The following is a 21216-nucleotide window of genomic DNA, read 5'->3' as shown; positions in this document are numbered from 1 at the left end:
ATTTTGAAAAATTTTAAAATAAAAATATAAAAATTTAATTAATAACTACACGGGAAAATTAAATGAAAACTCAATTACGCAAAACAGCTCTTTCACTTGCTATTGCAGCATGTGTTGGTGTAAGTGGCGCTGCAGTGGCTAACGAAACGTCATCATCTGTAAAAGGTCAAATTACAGGGCCAAATGGTAGTCCTGCGGCCGGCACTAAAATTACAGTTATACACGTCCCATCAGGTTCAACAAAAACGACAACAGTGAATGAAGCAGGTAGCTTTTCAACTAAAGGGTTACGTGTTGGTGGTCCATACAAAATAATTGTAGACTCAGATAAATTTCAAGATACTGAGCTTGAAAATATTTATTTAACACTAGGTCAAACCTATCCAGTTACTGTTGCTTTGAGTTCAGAACAAATGGAGCAAATTGTTGTAACAGGTGCACCTATTAGTTCTCAATCTGGTGGTACAGGCCCTGCGTCAACATTTTCATTAAGTGATTTAGAAAACAAACCAGCCATCAATCGCGATTTAAAAGATATAATCCGAGCAGACCCTCGTATTTACATTGACGAAACAAATGCTGGCGCGATTAATTGTGGTGGTGGTAACCCTCGATTTAACAGCCTAACCCTTGATGGCGTTCGCATGAACGATAACTTTGGTTTAAATTCAAGTGGTTACCCTACAGAAAGAATCCCTTTTTCTTTTGATTCTATCGCTCAAGTTGCAGTAGAGCTTGCTCCATTTGATGTTCAGTACGGTGGCTTTACATCATGTAACATCAATGCAGTAACTAAATCTGGTACAAATGAACTTACTGGTGGTTTCTTCTATGATTACACTAATGACTCTATGTCTGGAGATTCAATTAAAGGTAATAAGCAGGATCTAGGCGATTACTCAGAAAAACGTTATGGCTTTAATGTAGGTCTTCCTCTTATAGAAGATAAGTTATTCCTATTTACATCATACGAAAAATTAGAAGGCGCAGAGATTTTTGAGTACTCACCTTTTGTAAATGGTCGTATAGATCAAGCGACTATTGATCGAGTAACACAAATAGCGATTGATAACTATGCATACGATCCAGGTTCTTTAATCCCAAGTATGCCTGTTGAAGATGAAAAAATCTTAGTGAAGTTAGATTGGAATATTAATGATTCCCATCGAGCAAGCTTTATATACAATTACAATGATGGCTTTGCAATTTCACAATCAGACACTGGTTCAGAGAGTTTAGCTCTGTCTAACCATTTCTATGAACGTGGTGCAAAGTTAGAGTCTTATGTAACTTCATTCTACTCTGATTGGACTGATAATTTTTCTACTGAAATCCGTGTAGGATACTCAAAGCTTGATAATCGTCAAAACTCTATTGATGCAGCATCAGGCTTTGGTGAATTTCAAATCAACACAGGTGATGTAACTGTTTACCTTGGCCCGGATGATTCACGTCAATCAAACAAACTTAATTACGATAACTTATCGCTTAAACTTGCCGGTACTTATTACCTAGAAGAACATGAACTTTCGTTTGGTTACGAACGTGAAGAATTAGATGTTTTCAACTTATTTGTTCAGCATAGCCAAGGTGAATACCGTTTCAGTTCGATCGATGATTTTGAAAATGGTGTCGCACGCGTTTACTATGGTAATGCTGCAAGCCAAAATCCAGATGATGCTGCTGGTGAGTTTAAATACGCTTTAAATACATTATATGCTCAAGATAAGTTTGATTTAGTTGACTACGATGTAACATTTACTGTTGGTCTTCGTTATGACTGGTATACAAGTGATGATACTCCAACATTCAACCAAAATTTTGAAGACCGCTATGGTTATTCAAATAGTCAAAATCTCGATGGAGTTGATTTATTGCAACCTCGTTTAGGCGTTAACTGGATTTACAATGACCAGTTAGAGCTGCGTGGTGGTATTGGCCTGTACTCAGGTGGAAATCCAAATGTATGGATTTCTAACAGCTATTCTAATGATGGCGTGCGCAACGTACAAGTAAATCAAAGAAACATGCAAATTCTTGGAGCTGATGCTGTACCATTCAATGGTAGTGGTTTACCTGGTTATGATATTCCTCAAAGTTTATATGACACAGTTGGACTAGGTGGTGCAGATGCTGATGTAAATGTTACTGACCCTGATTTTGAAATTCCATCAGAGTGGAAGTTTTCATTAGGTGGTACCTATATCACTGAAGATAACTATGTATTTAACGTAGATTATTTATACACTGATAAGAGAAACTCAGCGATTGTTCAAAATTTAGCATATGAACAAACTGGAACGGCACCTGATGGACGCCCTATTTATAATGGTGGTTCAGACTTCCTGTTAACAAACGTTGATGGTGACGATGCATACTCTCATATATTATCATTTGGTATGAGTAAATCGTTTGATAATGGAATTGATCTATCTCTTTCATATGCTTATACAGAGTCTAAAGACGTACATCCAATGACTAGCTCTGTGGCATTCTCTAATTACCATGGGATTGCTGTTTCTGACTCAGAAAACCCAGGTGTTGCTACATCAAATTATGAGATTCCACATCGCTTCACGATGTCATTAGCTTATAGCTATGAGCTATTTGACGGTTATGACACTAAATTTAACTTATTTGGCCAAGCATCGAAAACATCGCCGTATTCTTACTCATTCGAAAATGAAAATAATTTCACTTTTGGATATAATGATAATGCTCGTCAGTTACTGTACATTCCAAACGTTGATGATAGCCTAGTAACTTACGGACCAGATTTTGACCTAGATGGATTTAATGAATGGATCGGTAATGAAGGCCTTAGCCGTGGTGAGATACTTGACCGAAATAGCATTGATGGCGCATGGTGGGTTACTTTTGACTTAAAAGTAGAACAAGAGTTTGCTGGTTTTAAAGATGGCCACAAGGGCGCAGCTTACTTCACTATTGCTAACATTGGAAACATGCTCAATGATGATTGGGGCGTTCTTGAAAGTGGTTCTTCACTTCAAAGTGCTGTGACAGCAGATATTGTTGATGGGAAATATGTCTACAATAACTTTAATAAACCTGCTGGAGATAGCATAGAAGTTAATCCTTCACTTTGGGAACTTCGTGTAGGTATTAAATACGATTTCTAATTTAGAACTGTAACCTAAAACATCTTTTAAAAGCCCACTTTGGTGGGCTTTTTTATGCCTTTAATTTATTATTTAACTTTTCGAAAATACTCACTAACACTTCGCACTCTTCTTTAGTCAAAGTGCTCAGTAATTGTTTTTCCCAATTAAGTGCATCGGGTGCTATTTGCTCATATAAGCTTTGACCTGCTTTGCTCAGTACAAGTAAGGCCGCGCGTTTATCTTGTGCATTTAACTCACTTCTCACTAAGCCTCTATCTATCAGTACTTTTACCGCGCGCGACACTGTCGATTTATCCATATTTGCTTGTGTGCATAAATCCTTTGCGTTGCTTTGCCCATACTGCGCTAAATTAGCAAGTATTCGCCACTGGGGAATATTCAAACCGTATTTAGTTTGATAAACCTTGGCAAAGTCGTTACTCACACGTGTTGCTACATTCGTTAATTGATAAGGTAAAAACGTTGCTAAATCAATTTTCATTTTTAGTTATCCCAGCTTTATAAGGCTTACTTTAGTGTTCATTAATATTTACACGGATGCGTAGTTGCACATTTGATATTAGTCTCACTTGAGAGTATCTTAACTGAAATAAAAATAATATTAAACCAACCCCCTCTCACAGGAGTCAGTAATGGCGACACAATTAAGTTATATGACCGGTTTTGGTAATGAATTTGAAACACAAGCGCTACCCGGTGCACTGCCAATAGGACAGTTTAGCCCACAAAAAGTTAAATACGATTTATACACAGAGCAATTTAGTTCGACTGCATTTACGGCTCCTCGCGCTTCAAATCGTCGCACTTGGTTTTACCGCCTTCGTCCGTCTGTAGTGCAAGGTGATTACCAAGCAATTGATAACGGCCTAATAAGAACAGCCCCAATCACTGAAGCCGTAACACCACCAACAATGCTACGTTGGAATCCTATTGATATGCCTTCACAGCCTACTGATTTTATTGATGGGTTAGTAACGATGGCTGCTAATGGCAGTGCTAATGGGCAATCTGGTATTGGCATTCATGTATATGTCGCTAATCAGTCAATGCAAGGGCGTTACTTTTGCAATGCCGATGGCGAAATGTTGTTTGTCCCTCAGCATGGTGAGTTATTAATTCACACCGAGTGCGGTAAGTTAAGCATTAAACCAGGTGAAATTGCTGTAATTCCCAGAGGAATTAAGTTCTCAGTTGACTTAATTGATAATACAGCCCGTGGTTATATTTGTGAAAATTATGGCCATGCGTTAGAGCTTGCAGAGCGAGGACCTGTTGGTGCAAACGGTTATGCCAACGACAGAGACTTTCAATACCCTGTAGCGGCCTTTGAAGATAAAGAGGGTGACTTTGAGCTTGTTTCTAAATTTAACGGTAATTTATTTAGCTGTGAAATTAAGCACTCTCCTTTTGATGTGGTTGCATGGACGGGTAATAGTGCGCCCTATAAATACGACTTATCGCGTTTCAATGTAATGAATACAGTGAGCTTTGATCACCCCGATCCTTCTATATTCACTGTACTAACCTCTCCTTCTGGTACAGAGGGTATGGCAAATGTCGATTTTGTGATATTTCCACCGCGTTGGATGGTAGCCGAAAATACGTTTCGCCCGCCGTATTATCACCGCAATATTATGAGTGAATTTATGGGCTTAATTGAAGGTGTGTATGATGCAAAAGAGCATGGTTTTGTACCTGGTGGCGCAAGTTTACACAATTGTATGTCGCCACATGGACCTGAAGCCGACGTATTTGAAAAAGCCTCAAACACTGAGCTTACACCACAAAAATATGAAAACACATTGGCCTTTATGTTTGAGTCGCGCTATATAATTTCACCGACAAAATATGCACTAGAAGGTAAAGAACGCCAACCAAATTACACCGATTGCTGGCGTACTATAAAAAAACAATTTACAGGTGCAGAGGATTAGTTATGAAATTATACAGCTACTTTCGCTCATCAGCGGCTTATAGAGTGCGTATAGCGCTTAACTTAAAAGCAATCGGTCATAAACTTGCTATTGTTAACCTTTTAAAATCGGAGCAGCTTGGGGAGGAATACTTAGCAACTAATCCCCAAGGGTTACTACCTGCACTTGAAACCGATGATGGTGTTTTAGCGCAATCGCTTGCAATACTGGAATGGCTTGATGAAACTTATCCGCAATCGCCATTAATTACAGGGACTGCGTGGCAAAAAGCACAAATAAGAAATTTAAGCTTTGCCATTGCCTGCGATATTCATCCTGTTAATAATTTACGCGTGCTGAAGTATTTATCAAACGAATTAGGTGTTGATAACGAGGCTAAAAATAAATGGTATCGACATTGGATAGAAGTGGGTTTTGAAAAAATAGAACTGATGCTAAACGAAAATAATGACTACTGCTTTGGTAACCAACCAACACTTGCTGACATTTGTTTAGTGCCGCAAGTATTTAATGCAATTCGTTTTAACGTAGATATGAGCGCTTATCCAAAAATTGCAGCCATTTACGAGCATTGTAATAAATTAGCTGCATTTAATGACGCTGCACCGCAAAATCAACCCGATGCAAATTAAGCTAATTTAGATTAACTTTGTAGCGCGCTATGAATAACCGTAACGTGCTCAATTAAATCTAAGCCCAGATCAGTTAAATATCCGCCATCTGGGCTATCTATAATCCCTTTTTCAAATAAACGTTGCGCTGCGCTAAGTAAGCTTGGCTCTGCGTCTGAATGTAATTTAATACCCTGCATTTTACTGTCGCGAGGAAACTTTGCTAATAGTGTGAATTCTTCGATCATTGTTTGATTAAATTGCATTGTGTGCACCTTTTTATTGTTCTGTGAATAACTAAGTTTATACTTAAAATCACTTTGTGTACTTTACACTAGCACGTTTTTTAGCTTAATGTATTATTTTTAACCCTCCCTATTTAAAGGCCTCTAATGCGTAACTTTTTAATTCTATGCTTTTGTTTTAGCAGCTTATCGTATTCAATACTTAGTGAAGCAACAACGCTAAAAACCCATTCAATTATTGATGCAAACCAGTTTGTAAATGAAGAAGCTAACTGTTGGTACGACAACAAACGCTATAGCGAAGGGGCATTAATACAAGTTCACTCTTTTACACTTTTGTGTGGTGCTAAAACACCCCAACACAGTAACAGCCAACTCATTTGGCTTAAAATAGATAAGCAAGGTAATGCTATTTACCCAACAGCTCCTAAAACAATCACTGTGAATTAGCGCTAAAAGCTGATTTAAGCTACAATGCATGCAGTTTAAATAAGTAGTATGGCTATGAATAATCAACCTAAAAACCCTTTACATGGGGTAACATTAGAACAAATACTTGTTGAGTTAGAACAACGACTTGGCTGGAGAACACTTGGCGAGCAAGTAAAAATTAAATGTTTTACTGATCAACCCAGCATTAAATCGAGTTTAAAGTTTTTGCGTAAAACGCCTTGGGCTCGCGATAAAGTGGAAGCACTTTATATTCACACTATAAATAATAAGCCTATTCGTAGACCAAAAAGTGCACCAAGAGAAACATCTTCTCAAGCGTCTGATACAACAGGGTTTGTTTGGCCATCAATTAAAAAGTGATGTAAAAAAAGGAGCTAATTTAGCTCCTTTTTTGATTATAACTAACGCGATTTATTGCTCTTTGCAAATCACATTTAATGAAGCCGGCTCAATAGTAATAACTAGTTTTTGAGCGGTTTTAACTTCACCATCTAGTACGTACTTAAGCTCTCCTTCGCCTGTAACCTCTACTCTTTTGGCATTTGTATGATGAGAGTTTATAGCTAAATGTGTTTGCGTTAAGCTACTAAACATCAGCTCTGCAATACTTAGTACTGTGGTTGAATCTTCATTATTTGGTGTTAACCAATTTATATCGAGTAGCCCGTCACTATGATCAGGTTGCCCGCCACCTTGAGCCAATAACGTTGTAAAAGGCGCAGCATTGGCCACAATAAAACTATTAGTACATATTTCTTTTGGCTCATTATCATCGAGTTTTACTTTAAGTAACTGCGATTTTTGCTCGCCAAACGCTTCAAAAAAACCATTTAAATAGGCAAGTTGCCCCGACTTATTTTTCGACTCTCTATCTGCTTTTTCTATCATTGATTGCTCAAAACCAATACCCGCGAGCAGTAGTACTAATTCATTATTACAATAAGCAGTATCTATTATGCTTGTTTGACCATCTATAATTAAGTCACAAGCCTGTTCAACAGGAATAAATTTAGAAGTAATACCCATCAATACATGCGCAAGGGCGTTTGCAGTCCCCATAGGGATGATGCCTAGTTTACATTGTGTATTTACAAGTACGCTTGCAACTTCGGCCACCGTACCATCTCCCCCGCATGCGATAATAATATCCGGATTTTGCGCAATTTCCTGTTTAGCCAGCTCAATACCGTTAACTTCTTTTGTAGTAGTGAGTACTTTCAGATCGTAATAATCCGATAGCCGCGCAACAATTAAGTGCTCTTTTTCTTCCCATAATCGTGTACCAGATACAGGGTTTGCAATTAAAACGGCTTTGTTTTTAATCAGTAATTCGCCTTTTTTATGTCGCTTAGCTAAATGGCGAAGTTGATGCTTATTTAAATTTGCGGTTTCGCGGGTTTCTTTTATTTGTGCAAGTACTTCATGCACATCTGCATTTTTGTTTTGGCTCAGTAAATAAGCCGCCATGACAAAAACAGAGCGCCCACGCCCTAAAGCACAATGAACGACTACGCGATGGTCTTCTTTAATATGGTGATGAATCCAATTAATAGCCTGATTTAACTGAGAATGGGTAGGAATACTATGATCGAGCACCGGAATGTTTAAATAATTAATATTCTCTTGTGTTGAACTCCACTCGAGTCCGTCGAATTCACACGTAACATCTAAAATCGCCGTAATCCCGTTATCTTTTAATGTGTCTATATCTGAGGGAAATAATCGGCAAGCTAAAAATAGGTTTTCGTTTATTTGTTGAATGGGCGGCACTTTATCGCGCTTACGTGACCAGGCATTATAAATTTGCACACCGAATAAAAATGGCACAAACGCCCACCGTATATAAAATGGGATCACCCCATTTTCACGCTTTCTAAATATTTTTGCTGTATTAAAAATATACGCGGTACTCACTAATAAAAGTGACAGCGCAGTCCAATAAAAAACAATAGCAAAATAGACAGAGTTCACTTCCCAACCAATAAAAATAAGCAGTAGTGCTAATAGTAAATAACTAATTGCAGCCCACATAGTCTCTCCTTTGTGAAAATAATGCCGATTTATAATCTTAATTTAAACGGCTTTAAGTAGTCTTTTGCAAATATCACGCCATATAAATGCCATTTAAAATTCAAACGCGAACAATAGGCCATTGATATATATAGTAATTAATAAACTAAAATCTACTACAGACCGCTCTTTGTGCATTTTTTACAAACATGTGAATAAATTATACTTACACGTCTAAATTTCAAACACTGACCGATTATTGCTTGTACTTACGTATAAAGCAGCTAATCTAAAAGGCAATTAAATTTTTTTGCATCCAAATCACACCCTCAACCGTTTACTCAATGATAATAAGAAAAACAGGACCCCTATGGATAACGATGATTTACTCCCTCTTTTGTGCGCAACAGCACAAGGAGACAAAAATGCTTTCTCAAGTTTATATCAACAAACTAGCGGCAAACTTTTTGCTATTAGCTTAAATATGCTCACTAACAGGGCTTATGCAGAAGAGGCACTACAAGACGCTTTTATAAAAATTTGGCATAACGCATCTGAATATAACGCCTCTAAAGGCACCGTTATTAGTTGGATGATAAGTATAGTCAGATATAGAAGTCTTGACTCACTGCGCTATCACAAAGTACGAAAAGAGCAGTCGTTAGGCGATGACGAATATGAAAATGAAAATGAAAGTGTTGACGTTAATTACGATGAAGAAACGAAACTGGTCAATTGTATCGAACAGCTTGAGCCGCAACAAAAACAAGCTATTCACTTAGCTTATTATAAGGGGCTGAGTCATAGCGAGTTAGTGGATCATATAGAAACGCCTTTAGGTACAGTTAAAAGCTGGATCAGGCGTGGGCTTATGCAGCTACAAAGGTGTTTAACATTATGAATTATAATAAACCCGAACTATTAGACGCGCTTGCTGGGCAGTACGTGCTTGGCACACTTAGAGGGCTTGCCCGTAAGCGTTTTCAGCGTCTGTTACTTAACTCAAATCAAGCACGTGAAGCAACAATTATGTGGGAGCAAAACCTAAATAACTTGGCCAGTGCTATTACACCACAAACGCCACGTGACGATGTATGGATAAATATACTACAGCGTATTGAAAACCAAAAACAACCCACCAAAACGGTGATACATACTAAGCCTTCTATTTGGCGTACATGGTCTTTTGTTGCAACAGCCGCGTGTATTGTTTTAGCCTTTTTGATTATTCAACCTTCTAATAATGTTGTTCAAACGCAACAAATTGCCTTGGTCCAAAATCAAGATAAGCAATCATTATGGTTTATTGATGTTAACGATCAAGGGCTTTCTATCAAAGCCAGTAGCCAATTGGTTGCTCAAACAAATAAAGATTATGAGCTTTGGATGATTTTAAAAGGGCAAGATGCGCCTATTTCATTGGGTTTACTTCCCAAGCAAGGAAGTAAAATATTATTAAAAGATAACCGCTTCAACGCAAGTGATATTGCATTGCTAGCAGTAAGCTTAGAACCTATTGGTGGTTCACCAAATGGATCACCAACCGAGGTGTTATACACTACAGAACTTATACTCCTGTAGCTCTACTTTTATAGCCTTTTATTAGCTGCTTACATTAAGCAGCTAACCTTTCCTTAAAGTTTTTAACAAAAAATAAAAACATTTTAACTTTTTTGCATCCATACTGAACTCTCACCCGTTATTAACTACGACTTCAATCAAAACTAAAGGACAAAGTCATGAAAGCTTTAACTCCATCAATACTCGCAGTAGTAGTATGCAGTACGTTTATAAGTGCACCAAGTGAAGCGTCTAGCCACAGAGAAGCGCCAAATATAAGCCGTTTCCCGACTTTAGATTCTACCGATTTTTATGTATTTAATAGTTACGAGCAAGGTCGTGATGATTACGTCACATTAATTGCTAATTACATCCCGCTGCAAGATGCATACGGCGGTCCTAATTACTTTGCAATGGACCCAGATGCTACTTACAGCATTCATATAGATAACGACGGCGATGCTGTTGAAGATATTACATTTGCGTTTAACTTTAAAAGCATGCTTCCTAATGATAACCAAGGTGTGCAATTAACTGTTGGACCTGAAGGTAATCAACGCACCGTGTCTGTACCGCTTAAAAATGTAGGCGGTGTATCTGCCGGAGATAACAGCGCTGCAAATTTTAGCGAATCATACACAGTAAGCATGATAAGCGGCGCGCAGCGTACTGGCGAAACAACGCTATTAAATAACACTGCATCAAACTCCAGCACATTTTCTAAACCGCTTGATTATGTGGGTAATAAAACATTTGGTTCAATGAGCGATTATCAAACTTATGCTGACCAATTTGTGTATCAGGTTTCAATTCCTAACTGTGAGAGCATGGCACAAGTTTTTGTAGGACAGCGTAAAGACCCGTTTGTAGTTAACCTAGGTAAAACATTTGATTTAGTAAACTATGTACCTGTAGAAGGTGATAGCGCCCCTGGTGCTGGTGACGGCGGTGGTTTTCCAGGTGGTATAACGCAATCAGTTGATAATGACGACCTTGCAGATAAAAACGTAACATCAATCGCTATCGAAATACCTAAAAGCTGTATTGTCGGTGAAGGTAACGGCGTAATAGGTTCGTGGACAACAGCAAGCTTACCTCAAGCACGTGTATTAAACCCCAATGCTAAATTTGCTAATAATGCGGTAAACGGTGGTGCATTAACTCAGGTTTCACGCCTAGGTAGCCCGCTTGTAAATGAGCTTGTAATTGGCATTAAAGACAAAGACACATTTTCTACTGCGCACCCTAAAGACGATGCACAATTTTTAGATTATGTATCTCACCCAGCACTACCTGAGTTATTAAACATTTTGTTTAAAGATGCTGTTAATACGACCCTTGGCGCAAACTTAGAAACACTGGCACCCACTAACTTCCCGCGTACTGATTTAATCACTGCATTTTTAACGGGTTTTGCAGGCGTTAATCAACAAGCAACTGTAACACCTTCAGAAATGCTGCGTTTAAATACAGGCATTGCAGCAACAGCGCAAGCTGATCAATCTGCATTTGGTGTAGCGGGTAATGATTTAGCCGGCTTCCCAAATGGTCGTCGCCCGGGTGATGATGTGGTAGATATTGCACTTCGTGTTGTGATGGGTCGTTTATGTCATCCGATTCCTGTAAATGGTGAAGACACTGATTTAGGACTTTGTGCACCAGAGGATGCTAATACAGGCACAGTGCCATTTACAGACGGCGCACCTATTGATGCAACAATGATGGACTCAACATTCCCATACCTTGCAACACCACTTGCTGGCTCTAAATAAGGAGTAAAATAATGCGTAATTTAAAAACTACCCATATTTGTGTTCTCCTCAGTGCATTAACATTGGGAGCATGTAGTAGCGATGATGATAAAAAACAACCTACACCGGTTGTAAACACCGCACCTACAGCAAGCGATGCAATGCTAACAACACAAACTGAAGTAAGCATTACCGATATGCTTAACGCAAGCGATAATGATGGCGACTCACTTACTTACTCGTTAACAAGCGAGCCAATGCTCGGTACTGTTAATGTTGACAGTGATGGTAACTTTACTTATACACCTAATAAAGAAGCAACAGGTTCAGATAGCTTTATGTTTGGTGTAAGTGATGGCGTTAATTCGCAAGTTACTGCAACAGTAAGTATTACGATTGAGGCGCTGCAAGTTGACTTTGCTCAATTTGCAACCGATGCATTTAACCAAGCGCCAAATGCAGAGCCGTTAACTGTTAATGGTCGGGTGTTTACAAACACTGATACCGATGTTGATGGATTAATTTCTACAAGCGGTAACTAACCAAGTCATTAAGCTGACAGGCCATGGATGGCTTTTTTTCAAAGGATATTTATAATGCATTTATCAGTACTTAAACCCCTCACTATTATTGCTATTTGCTTAACCTCTTTCGCGGTGAGTGCGGCTCCTTATACTCCAGAAGATGACGCAGTTATTGCTAACAGTAATTCAACGCTTAGTGCTTCTCTGTCTGTTGAGGAAATAAATACATTAGTCACTAACAGCCAATATGTAGGCCAAACAGAGCGTTTACAGGGGCTACTTAAGACCCGTTTAGCCCAGCTATATAAACAAACACCCTCATCTCAAATTGGTTACTTATATGCTCGTGTTTTACAAAAAGAGCACCTTTTTGACGAAGCAATTAACGTTGCCAACAACGTTTTGATTACCGAGCCAAAGCACAGTAATAGCCATTTGTTACTGGCCAATATATTGATGACCCAAGGTGAATTTACAAAGGCAAAACAACACTGTGTTGCCTTGATTGGTCAAGTAAGTACCATTACTGCTAGCACTTGTGTACTAGACGTACAAAGCCAGCATGAAAGCGTTTTAGACAGCTACCAAACATTAGTTAAAATTATAAACAATAACCAAACTAGTTTAGCTACAAACCATGTTTTAAGTGAAATGAGCTACCGTCTAAGTAACTACAAGCAAGCTTTGTCTCACTTACAAAGCGTAGATTTAGTTCAAGCTCCTGTGAGCCTCATTGTGTTATGGGCCGATATTCAAATTGCGCTAAATCAACCTCAACAAGTATTAAATACATTAAGCGTACTGCTTCCAGATAAAAGTAATTTAGAAGATGCTATTTTACTAAGGCTTTCAATCGCAGAAAAAAAACTAAATAAACGCGATAAAAAATGGCAAAATACAATGGCGAAAAGAGTTACACTTAGAGAGCTTCGTAAAGATTCTTTTCATGCGAGTGACTTAGCTAAATATTACCTTGATGTACAACCAAATCGTGAAAAAGCACTTTACTGGGCTCATATTAATTGGCAACAGGCTAAAATGAGCACCGATGAGCAATTACTTATTAAAGCAAAAGCGATGCAACGAGATACACTATGAAAACGCCTTATCTATTTATACTCACTTTAATGCTGTGTATTTTCTCAACTTACAGCTTTTCCCATCAACTAAGTACAAGTTATATAACCCTAAATAGCAAGAACGATAACGACACCAACAAAAGCCAATACACGGGTACCTGGCAAGTTAATATCGCCGACTTAGAGCACACAGTGCCTCTGGATTTAGATAAAAACGGTCAAATTTCGTGGGCAGAAATAAAAGCAAAACGCAGCTCAATTAATAACTTCATTACAGAAAGTTTAAATATCACGCAAAACGCGCAAGCATGCCCATTAAAAAGTGAAGGTATCTATCAGCTAGATAACCATTTTAACCAGCCTTATTTGGTTATTCCGCTGCTGTTTAGCTGCAATGATAGTGAAACAATCTCTCTTTCGTATTCTGCTTTTTTTAAAACCGATGCTAATCATAAATCTATCGTAAATATAAACGGTGTATCTCGTGTATTTAATATCAACGAGGCTCAGCAAACATTTAGCTTTGAAAAATCCAGTTATTTAAGCACGTTCAATCAATACGTTTATCAAGGTGTTTTACATATTTGGATAGGTATTGATCATATTTTATTTTTAATCGCCCTATTACTTACCTGTGTTTTAAAACGTAGTAACAAAATATGGCAAGGTATTAGCTCTAAAAAACACATTATTAAACACACAGCATGGATAGTAACCGCGTTTACGCTTGCGCATTCTATTACGCTTACCGCCACCGCTATGAACCTTGTATCACCAAATAGTCGCTGGGTAGAGCTTGGAATTGCTATCTCGGTTTTATTTGCAGCATTAAATAATGTGTGGCCGTTGGTACTTCGTTTAGGTTGGCTTACTTTTGCTTTTGGTTTACTACATGGGATGGGATTTGCGAGCGTACTTGGCGAGCTTGGCCTGTCGAGCGACTATCAACTGCTCAGTATTTTGGCGTTTAATTTAGGCGTCGAAATCGGTCAACTTAGTATACTACTGATAGCCTTACCAATACTCATTTATGTACGACACTACACTTGGTATAAAAAATGGTTAATGCCAATGGGCTCCGTTGCTATCGCAATTGTTGCACTTCAGTGGTCAATCGAGCGTTTTTAAATAGTATAAATAAAAAAGCTAGCCAAAATATTGGCTAGCTTACTTTTTAGTTATCTATTTTGAGCGTTACTGCGCTTTATCAAATGGCATCAGCAATGTTTTCATCGCAGGGCGAAGCGCTATTAACACTGTTTTTTCGGTTAGCTCAGGGTAGAGTAACTTTCTAAGTAATAACCCTGCCATCATCGAAAAAATAACATTAATTCGGCTTTCAAGTTCACGCTCATCAATGTCTTTGAGCGCACTTCGCTCGCTTGTTAAAAGCTGCCTCATGCGCCCTCTTGCTTGAATATCGGTTTCACGCAAAAGAGTAGCGACTTTAATATTACGACCCGCTTCTGCCATCATATCTAAATCAATAACACACGAGCCTGTATCCATGTGTCTTTGCACGCCAATATTTAAGCCATCTAAAAGAGCCGCCAAAACATCACCAGGGTGATCTTCAAACTTTTGAAAGATAGAGAACATTTCTTCCATGTCTTTTTCAATAATGCTTTCTATAATCGCTTCTTTGCTTTCAAAGTAATTATAAATATGCCCTGCACTCATCCCTGCCGTTTTAGATATTTCTGCCATACCTGCACCGTGGTAACCTTTACGGCGAAAACACTCTGCAGCAGCTGTTAAAATTTGCTCACGCCTAGCAAGTGCTATCGCGGGATCTGTTTGCCTTTTTGCTTTAGGCTTCATGTTCAACTCCACTACCAAGTCATAAACTCAGTAAAGCAAGAGGTATAAATAGTCTCGCCATATAAATATGTAATGCGGCTTTAAAAGCCGCAAATATTATTTCTCTTCCTGAGCTGTTTCACTGGCTACATTCCATCCGCCACCAAGCGCTTTGTACAAGTTAATTTGACTCGCAAGATACGCTTGCTGACCCGCAATTAACTGCTGCTGCGCGCCGTACCACGTACGCTGAGCATCAAGTACTTGCAAGTAGCTATCTGCGCCTTTTTCGTAACGCATTTTTGATAAATCAAACGTGATTTGTCGACTACTTATAAGCATATCAAGGGCACTTAATTGCTCTTGGTAACCTTCTCTATCAGCAAGTGCATCGGCAACTTCGCGAAACGCATTTTGAATTTTTTGCTGATACGTTGCCACTGCAATTTCTTGATCTGCTTTTGCTACATCAAGATTTGCTTGGTTACGTCCCATATTAAAAATAGGTAAGCTAATTGTCGGCACAAAACTCCATGTCCCAGAGCCTGAATCAAACAAGCCACTTAAGTCACTTGAAGCAGACCCCGCGTTGGCTGTTAAGCTTATGCTTGGATAAAACGCCGCTCGAGCAATACCAATATTGGCATTTGCAGCAAGCATTAAATGCTCAGCGGCTTTAATATCAGGGCGTTGCGATAGCAAATCAGACGGTAAACCAACTGGCACTTCTGGCATGCTGATCAAATTAGTTAGGTCTTTGTTAGGCAGCAAATCGGCTGAAACAGATTTCCCTACTAATAAATCTAGGGCACTTTTATCACGCTTTAACAAACGCTTATATGTTGCTATATCTACTTTTGCTGTAGCTACTGTGCTTTTAAGCTGCTCAAGGGTAATTGAAGACGTAGCCCCCAAATCAAAGCTTTTTTGCGTAAGCGATAATGACTCTTGCTGAGAGGTGAGCGTTTCTTTTGCCAGCTCTAGCAGTTGTAAGTCCGTCGCGTAACTAAGCCACGCATTTGCAAGCTCAGAAATTAAAGACACCTGCGTGCTGTATTGGCTAAGCTCTGTAGAGTATAAGTTTTGCAGTGCTTGCGCTGATTGATTGCGTACTTTGCCCCAAATATCTAACTCGTAAGAGGTAATACCCACTGTTGCACTGTATTGCGAGCTAATAGCTGCATCGCCAGTACCTGATAAGTCAGCCGGTAAACGCTGGCGCGTACCAGATGCATTTAAATCAAGGGATGGATACAAAGCAGAGTCTTCAATTTGATATAAACCACGCACACGCTGCACATTAAGCACTGCAATTTGCATGTCTTTGTTATGCTCAAGGCTTTGACTAATTAACGTTTGTAGTTTTTCGTCATTAAAAAACTGCTGCCAATTTAATTGCTGCGCAGCGGTTTTCCCAGTATCTGATGCATAAGCATCAGATACTGGTAGAGCAAGGTCTTTTTGCTCAGGCGCTAATTGGCAACCACTTAGCACCAATAAAGCAATTGCACTTAGGCTGAATGTTTTAATGCTCATTCTGCGCTCTCCTTCGTTGTCTCGTTAGCTTTGCCAGGAAATACACGGCGCACTAACACAAAGAATAACGGTACAAAAACAACAACTAATATTGATGATGCAAGTGTGCCGCCAATAATCGAAATACCTAACGCATTTTGCGCACCAGAACCCGCGCTTGAGGCAATAGCAAGCGGTATAACACCACAAATAAAGGCCATCGAAGTCATAAGTATTGGACGCAAACGTAGGCGAACAGCTGCAATAGCCGCATCAACTAAGCCAAGCCCTTCTTCCATTTTATGAATCGCAAACTCTACAATCAGTATCGCATTTTTAGATGCCAAACCAATGGTTGTCAACAAGCCTACCTGCAAGTAAATATCGTTAGATAAGCCACCGCCAAGCGCTGCCATAATCGCACCAAATATACCCAGTGGCACAATCATCATTACCGCAAACGGTACCGACCAACTTTCATAAAGCGCGGCTAAACATAAAAATACAAACAACAGCGATAAGCCATATAGTAGAGGTGCTTGACCGCTACTAGAGCGCTCTTGGAATGAAATACCGGTCCACTCAGACGAAATACCATTTGGTAATTGTTTAACTAAGCGCTCCATTTCATCCATTGCTTGGCCTGTACTGTAACCTGGCGCTGCACTACCTTGAATTTCCATTGCTGAAAAACCATTGTAACGCTCTAAACGTGGCGAACCATACGTCCAGTAGGCACTAGCAAACGCTGAAAACGGCACCATATCGCCATTATCATTGCGCACATACCACTTATTTAGATCCTCAGGCACCATGCGAGATTGTGCATCACCTTGCATATACACTTTTTTCACTCGACCACGGTCAATAAAGTCATTCACATAACTACTACCCCATGCTGTCGAAAGTGTACTGTTAATATCATTTTGCGACACGCCAAGCGCTTCGGCTTTTGCCAAATCTGTATCAAGTTGTAGCTCTGGCATATCTTCTTGTCCATTTGGACGCACGCCCGCTAAAATTGGACTTTGGCTTGCTAAACCTAATAACTGATTTCGTGCAGCTAAAAGTGCCTCATGGCCAAGGCCTACACGGTCTTGTAAGAAAATATTAAAGCCATTAGCAGTTCCCAGCTCAACAATTGCAGGTGGCGGAAAGGCAAAAACAAATGCTTCTTTTATCGTTGAAAAGTAGCCCATCGCTTTACCTGCAACACCTTGAACAGATAACTCGTCACGCTGACGCTCATCCCAATGTTTAAGATTTACAAAGGCAATTGCTGAGTTTTGGCCAGAACCTGCAAAACTAAAACCAGTCACGGTAAAGATACCGTTTACTGCTTCAGATTGATCGTTTAAAAAGTGGTTTTCTACCTTTTTAACAACCTCAAGCGTTTGTTGTGTTGTAGAACCCGCTGGTAATGACACTTGGTTAAACAAAATACCTTGGTCTTCGTCAGGCAAAAATGCCGTTGGCAAGCTTGAAAATACATAAACCATACCGCCCACAATCACGCCATAAATAAGTAAGTAGCGTTTAGAGTGAGTAAGCATGCGCCCTACAAAGCTTTGTGCACCTGAATTTGTTTTATCAAAACCACGGTTAAAGCCTGTAAAAAACCGGCCAAAAAACGTGTCATTGGTATGTACATGGCTTGGTTTTAAAAGCGTTGCACACAATGCTGGCGTTAAAATAAGAGCCACTAAAACAGATAACCCCATCGCCGATACGAGTGTTATAGAAAACTGACGATAAATTATACCGGTAGAGCCACTAAAGAATGCCATTGGAATAAATACCGCAGAAAGCACCATGGCAATACCTACCAGCGCGCCTTTAATTTCATCCATAGATTTACGTGTAGCTTCAAGTGCCGAGAGTTTTTCCTCGGTCATTAAACGCTCAACATTTTCTACAACAACGATTGCATCATCTACCAATAAGCCTATGGCAAGTACCATCGCAAACATCGTTAGCGTATTTATTGAATAACCAAAGGTGTATAAAATACCAAATGTACCTAGTAAAACTACAGGTACGGCAATAGTTGGAATAAGCGTTGCCCTAAAGTTTTGTAGGAACAAATACATCACTACAAAAACAAGTACAACAGCTTCAATTAATGTATGAATAACTTTTTCGATAGATAACGATACGAACGGCGTTGTATCGTAAGGTATTACCGCATCTAACCCTTCAGGGAAAAACGGTTTTAGCTCTTCAATTGCTTTTTTAACGCCCTCTGCGGTATCAAGTGCGTTAGCGCCACTGGCTAATTTAATACCTAAACCTGATGCAGGTTGCCCATCGTAACGAGCAACAACGCGGTAGCTTTCACCGCCAAGCTCTACTTTAGCAACGTCCTCTAGACGTACAAAAGAGCCATCTGGATTGGTTTTAACTAATATTTGTTTAAATTGCTCTGGCGTTTGTAATCGGCTTTGCGCCGTTACTGTTGCATTAAGTTGCTGACCATCAACGGCAGGCATACCACCAAGTTGACCGGCAGATACTTGTGCATTTTGCGCACTAATTGATGCACTAATATCAGCAGGTGTAAGCTTATAATTTTGTAACTTTGTAGGGTCTAACCAAATACGCATCGCGTACTGAGAACCAAACAGCTGTACTTCACCTACGCCTTCAACACGCGAGACAATGTCTTGCACGTTTGATGAAACATAATCGCCAATATCAATATTGGTCATGCTGCCATCTTTAGACACAAAAGCATAAACCATTAAAAAGTTACGCGCTGATTTTGCAACTACCACACCTTGCCTTTGTACGGCTTCTGGTAATAGTGGAGTCGCTGTAGCTAGTTTATTTTGCACTTGAACTTGTGCAATATCAGGGTCAGTTTCAGCGCTAAACGAAAGTGTAAGCGTAGCAGAACCACTCGACTCAGACGTAGATGACATATAAAGCAAGCCATCAAGCCCTTTCATTTTTTGCTCAATAACTTGCGTTACCGTATCTTCAAGTGTTCGTGCAGATGCACCAGGGTACGTTGCAGTAATACTCACTGCAGGTGGTGCAATTGAAGGATACTGCGAAATAGGTAAACTCCTAATCGCCAAAATACCTGCAAGCATCACTACAATAGCGAGTACCCAAGCAAATATCGGTCTATCGATAAAAAATCGTGACATTAAAACTCTCCGTTATTGCGCTTGATCGGCTTTAGCAGACGATTGAATTTCAGATGGGTTCACAGGTGCACCAGGGCGGATTTTTTGTAAACCTTCAACTATTAACTTATCGCCATCACTTAGGCCATCAGTAACAAGCCAATCAGAACCAATAGTTCTATCTACTTTTAATACGCGGCTTTCTACTGTGTTGTCTTTACTGACAACCATTGCTGTTGGTTCGCCTTTTGAATTACGGCTAACGCCACGTTGCGGAGCTAAAATAGCACCCGCCTTAACACCTTCCACAATAGAAGCTCGGGCATACATGCCAGGCAGTAATAATTTTTCTGGGTTTGAAAATTTAGCACGCAGTGTTACTGAGCCAGTACTTGGATCAACGGTCACTTCAGAAAACTGCAATGTGCCTTTATGAGGATAAATAGAGCCATCTTCCATAATAAGTTCAACGTCAGTTTGACTAGCCGAATCGACAGTTAGAGCACCTGATGATAATGCTTTTTTAAGCTGGGTAAGCTCATTACTTGATTGTGTTAAATCGATATAAATTGGATCTAACTGAGTTACTGTAGCAAGTGCTGTACTCTGATTGGCACTTACAAGTGCACCCACTGTTACGCTTGATTTACTAATTTGACCACTAATAGGAGAAGAGACGTGGCTGTAATCGAGATTAATTTGCGCTGATTTTAACTGCGCTTTAGCTGTTAATAATTCAGCATTAGCTTGCTTGTATGCGGCATCTGCTTCATCAAAATCTTGTTGGCTCACGGCTTTAATTTTTAAAAGTTCTTTATAACGCGATGCTTTTGATTTAGAGCTGGCAATGCTTGCCTCTGCGCGCGCTACGCTTGCTTCACTTGCTGCTAAGTCTGCTTCAAATGTAGCAGGGTCTATTTGATACAGTGCTTGGCCTTGTTTAACCTCATTACCTTCAACAAATAAACGAGATTGTACAATACCACTTACTTGTGGACGAATTTCAGCAATTTGAAATGCACTAATGCGACCAGGAAGTTCTTTTTTGAGAGTAAGCGCTTGGCTTTTTACTGTAAGTACACCCACTGGGACAGCTTTAGGAGCTGAAGCTTGTGACTGCTCAGCAGCCTGATCACAACCAGTTAAAGCAACAGAACCGACGAGGGCTGACAATACAAATAAAGCGATGCGGGAACGCTGCATGTTAAATACCTTTTAGTTTAGAGTGAACGATCATTCTAAATTAAAATGCGCTGATAATGAATCTTAATAAGGAGAAATTTACACAAACTTACACTATTGAATACAATATACGCCTTAGGTAGCATTTAATGTTAATTTGATGAAAATAGAATCAAAGCTGTTTGAAAATAAAGCAATTAAACAGATTGAAATAACCACTCCTTTTAAGCACAAAACTTTTAAATAGGCACAAAAAAGCCAAGCTAAAAACAACTTGG

At 39.4% G+C, this 21216-nt stretch carries 18 protein-coding genes; 11 read left to right on the top strand and 7 right to left on the bottom strand.

The genetic code is table 11. The features are described from left to right. The first annotated feature begins 62 nt into the window (after positions 1–62). Positions 63–3140 carry a TonB-dependent receptor gene (locus tag H5072_RS00995; protein ID WP_182692414.1) on the top strand — a complete coding sequence of 1026 codons (3078 nt, stop codon included), beginning with the start codon at positions 63–65 and terminating at the stop codon, positions 3138–3140. 52 nt (positions 3141–3192) lie between these two features. Here the strand turns inward: H5072_RS00995 and H5072_RS00990 are convergent, their stop codons facing one another. Continuing rightward, positions 3193–3624: a MarR family winged helix-turn-helix transcriptional regulator gene (locus tag H5072_RS00990; RefSeq protein ID WP_182692413.1), complete on the bottom strand. Its 432-nt coding sequence runs from the start codon at positions 3622–3624 to the stop codon at positions 3193–3195. Positions 3625–3775: 151 nt separating this feature from the next. On the opposite strand from H5072_RS00990, the gene hmgA reads away from it, so the two are divergent. Together hmgA and maiA are read left to right on the top strand one after the other, a co-directional pair. Further along, complete coding sequence (gene hmgA / locus H5072_RS00985) at positions 3776–5077, top strand: homogentisate 1,2-dioxygenase (RefSeq protein ID WP_182692412.1); 1302 nt, start codon at positions 3776–3778, stop codon at positions 5075–5077. Between the two features lie 2 nt (positions 5078–5079). Continuing rightward, complete coding sequence (gene maiA / locus H5072_RS00980) at positions 5080–5709, top strand: maleylacetoacetate isomerase (RefSeq protein WP_182692411.1); 630 nt, start codon at positions 5080–5082, stop codon at positions 5707–5709. Positions 5710–5720: 11 nt separating this feature from the next. Here maiA and H5072_RS00975 read toward each other — a convergent pair whose 3' ends face one another. Continuing rightward, positions 5721–5954, bottom strand: coding sequence for a TIGR02647 family protein (locus H5072_RS00975; protein WP_007375551.1), 234 nt, complete (start codon positions 5952–5954; stop codon positions 5721–5723). Between the two features lie 126 nt (positions 5955–6080). On the opposite strand from H5072_RS00975, the gene H5072_RS00970 reads away from it, so the two are divergent. Both H5072_RS00970 and H5072_RS00965 read left to right on the top strand, forming a co-directional pair. Continuing rightward, the gene (locus tag H5072_RS00970; protein WP_002959040.1) at positions 6081–6383 is read left to right on the top strand and encodes a DUF1496 domain-containing protein; all 303 of its coding nucleotides are present in this window, start codon (positions 6081–6083) and stop codon (positions 6381–6383) included. A gap of 54 nt (positions 6384–6437) precedes the next feature. Beyond that, positions 6438–6746 (top strand): VF530 family DNA-binding protein, encoded by a 309-nt coding sequence (locus tag H5072_RS00965; protein ID WP_182692410.1) that lies wholly within the window; start codon positions 6438–6440, stop codon positions 6744–6746. Between the two features lie 51 nt (positions 6747–6797). On the opposite strand, the gene H5072_RS00960 is transcribed toward H5072_RS00965, so the two are convergent. After that, on the bottom strand, positions 6798–8417 hold the full coding sequence (locus H5072_RS00960) for a diacylglycerol kinase family protein (protein WP_024591821.1): 1620 nt from the start codon (positions 8415–8417) through the stop codon (positions 6798–6800). A 349-nt stretch (positions 8418–8766) separates the two neighbouring features. Here H5072_RS00960 and H5072_RS00955 point away from each other — a divergent pair, with 349 nt between their 5' ends. The 6 genes from H5072_RS00955 to H5072_RS00930 all read left to right on the top strand — a co-directional run bounded on the left by H5072_RS00955 (position 8767) and on the right by H5072_RS00930 (position 14438). Then, positions 8767–9297, top strand: coding sequence for a sigma-70 family RNA polymerase sigma factor (locus H5072_RS00955; protein WP_008171354.1), 531 nt, complete (start codon positions 8767–8769; stop codon positions 9295–9297). Next, positions 9294–9977 carry an anti-sigma factor domain-containing protein gene (locus H5072_RS00950; protein WP_182692409.1) on the top strand — a complete coding sequence of 228 codons (684 nt, stop codon included), beginning with the start codon at positions 9294–9296 and terminating at the stop codon, positions 9975–9977. Before H5072_RS00955 ends, H5072_RS00950 begins: the two co-directional genes overlap by 4 nt. 158 nt (positions 9978–10135) lie before the next feature. Beyond that, positions 10136–11728, top strand: a complete 1593-nt coding sequence (locus tag H5072_RS00945; RefSeq protein WP_182692408.1) for a DUF4331 domain-containing protein — start codon at positions 10136–10138, stop codon at positions 11726–11728. An 11-nt stretch (positions 11729–11739) separates the two neighbouring features. Further along, positions 11740–12249 (top strand): Ig-like domain-containing protein, encoded by a 510-nt coding sequence (locus H5072_RS00940; RefSeq protein ID WP_024600513.1) that lies wholly within the window; start codon positions 11740–11742, stop codon positions 12247–12249. Positions 12250–12303: 54 nt separating this feature from the next. Further along, on the top strand, positions 12304–13329 hold the full coding sequence (locus H5072_RS00935) for a hypothetical protein (protein ID WP_182692407.1): 1026 nt from the start codon (positions 12304–12306) through the stop codon (positions 13327–13329). Next, the gene (locus H5072_RS00930) at positions 13326–14438 is read left to right on the top strand and encodes a HupE/UreJ family protein (protein ID WP_182692406.1); all 1113 of its coding nucleotides are present in this window, start codon (positions 13326–13328) and stop codon (positions 14436–14438) included. The genes H5072_RS00935 and H5072_RS00930 overlap by 4 nt, the downstream gene beginning before the upstream one ends. Before the next feature lie 66 nt (positions 14439–14504). Here H5072_RS00930 and H5072_RS00925 read toward each other — a convergent pair whose 3' ends face one another. The 4 genes from H5072_RS00925 to H5072_RS00910 form a co-directional block, all read right to left on the bottom strand. Further along, entirely contained in the window at positions 14505–15131 is a 627-nt protein-coding gene (locus tag H5072_RS00925) for a TetR/AcrR family transcriptional regulator (RefSeq protein WP_182692405.1), read from the bottom strand. Between the two features lie 96 nt (positions 15132–15227). Next, positions 15228–16646, bottom strand: a complete 1419-nt coding sequence (locus tag H5072_RS00920) for an efflux transporter outer membrane subunit (RefSeq protein WP_182692404.1) — start codon at positions 16644–16646, stop codon at positions 15228–15230. Next, entirely contained in the window at positions 16643–19777 is a 3135-nt protein-coding gene (locus tag H5072_RS00915) for an efflux RND transporter permease subunit (protein ID WP_182692403.1), read from the bottom strand. The genes H5072_RS00920 and H5072_RS00915 overlap by 4 nt, the downstream gene beginning before the upstream one ends. 12 nt (positions 19778–19789) lie before the next feature. Next, positions 19790–20959, bottom strand: a complete 1170-nt coding sequence (locus H5072_RS00910; protein WP_182692402.1) for an efflux RND transporter periplasmic adaptor subunit — start codon at positions 20957–20959, stop codon at positions 19790–19792. Positions 20960–21216: the final 257 nt, after the last annotated feature.

This window comes from Pseudoalteromonas sp. SR45-5, assembly GCF_014163565.1.
Classification (GTDB): domain Bacteria; phylum Pseudomonadota; class Gammaproteobacteria; order Enterobacterales; family Alteromonadaceae; genus Pseudoalteromonas; species Pseudoalteromonas distincta.
The sequence above is the reverse complement of the archived record's forward strand: the minus strand, read 5'-3'. Positions and strand labels throughout refer to the sequence as shown.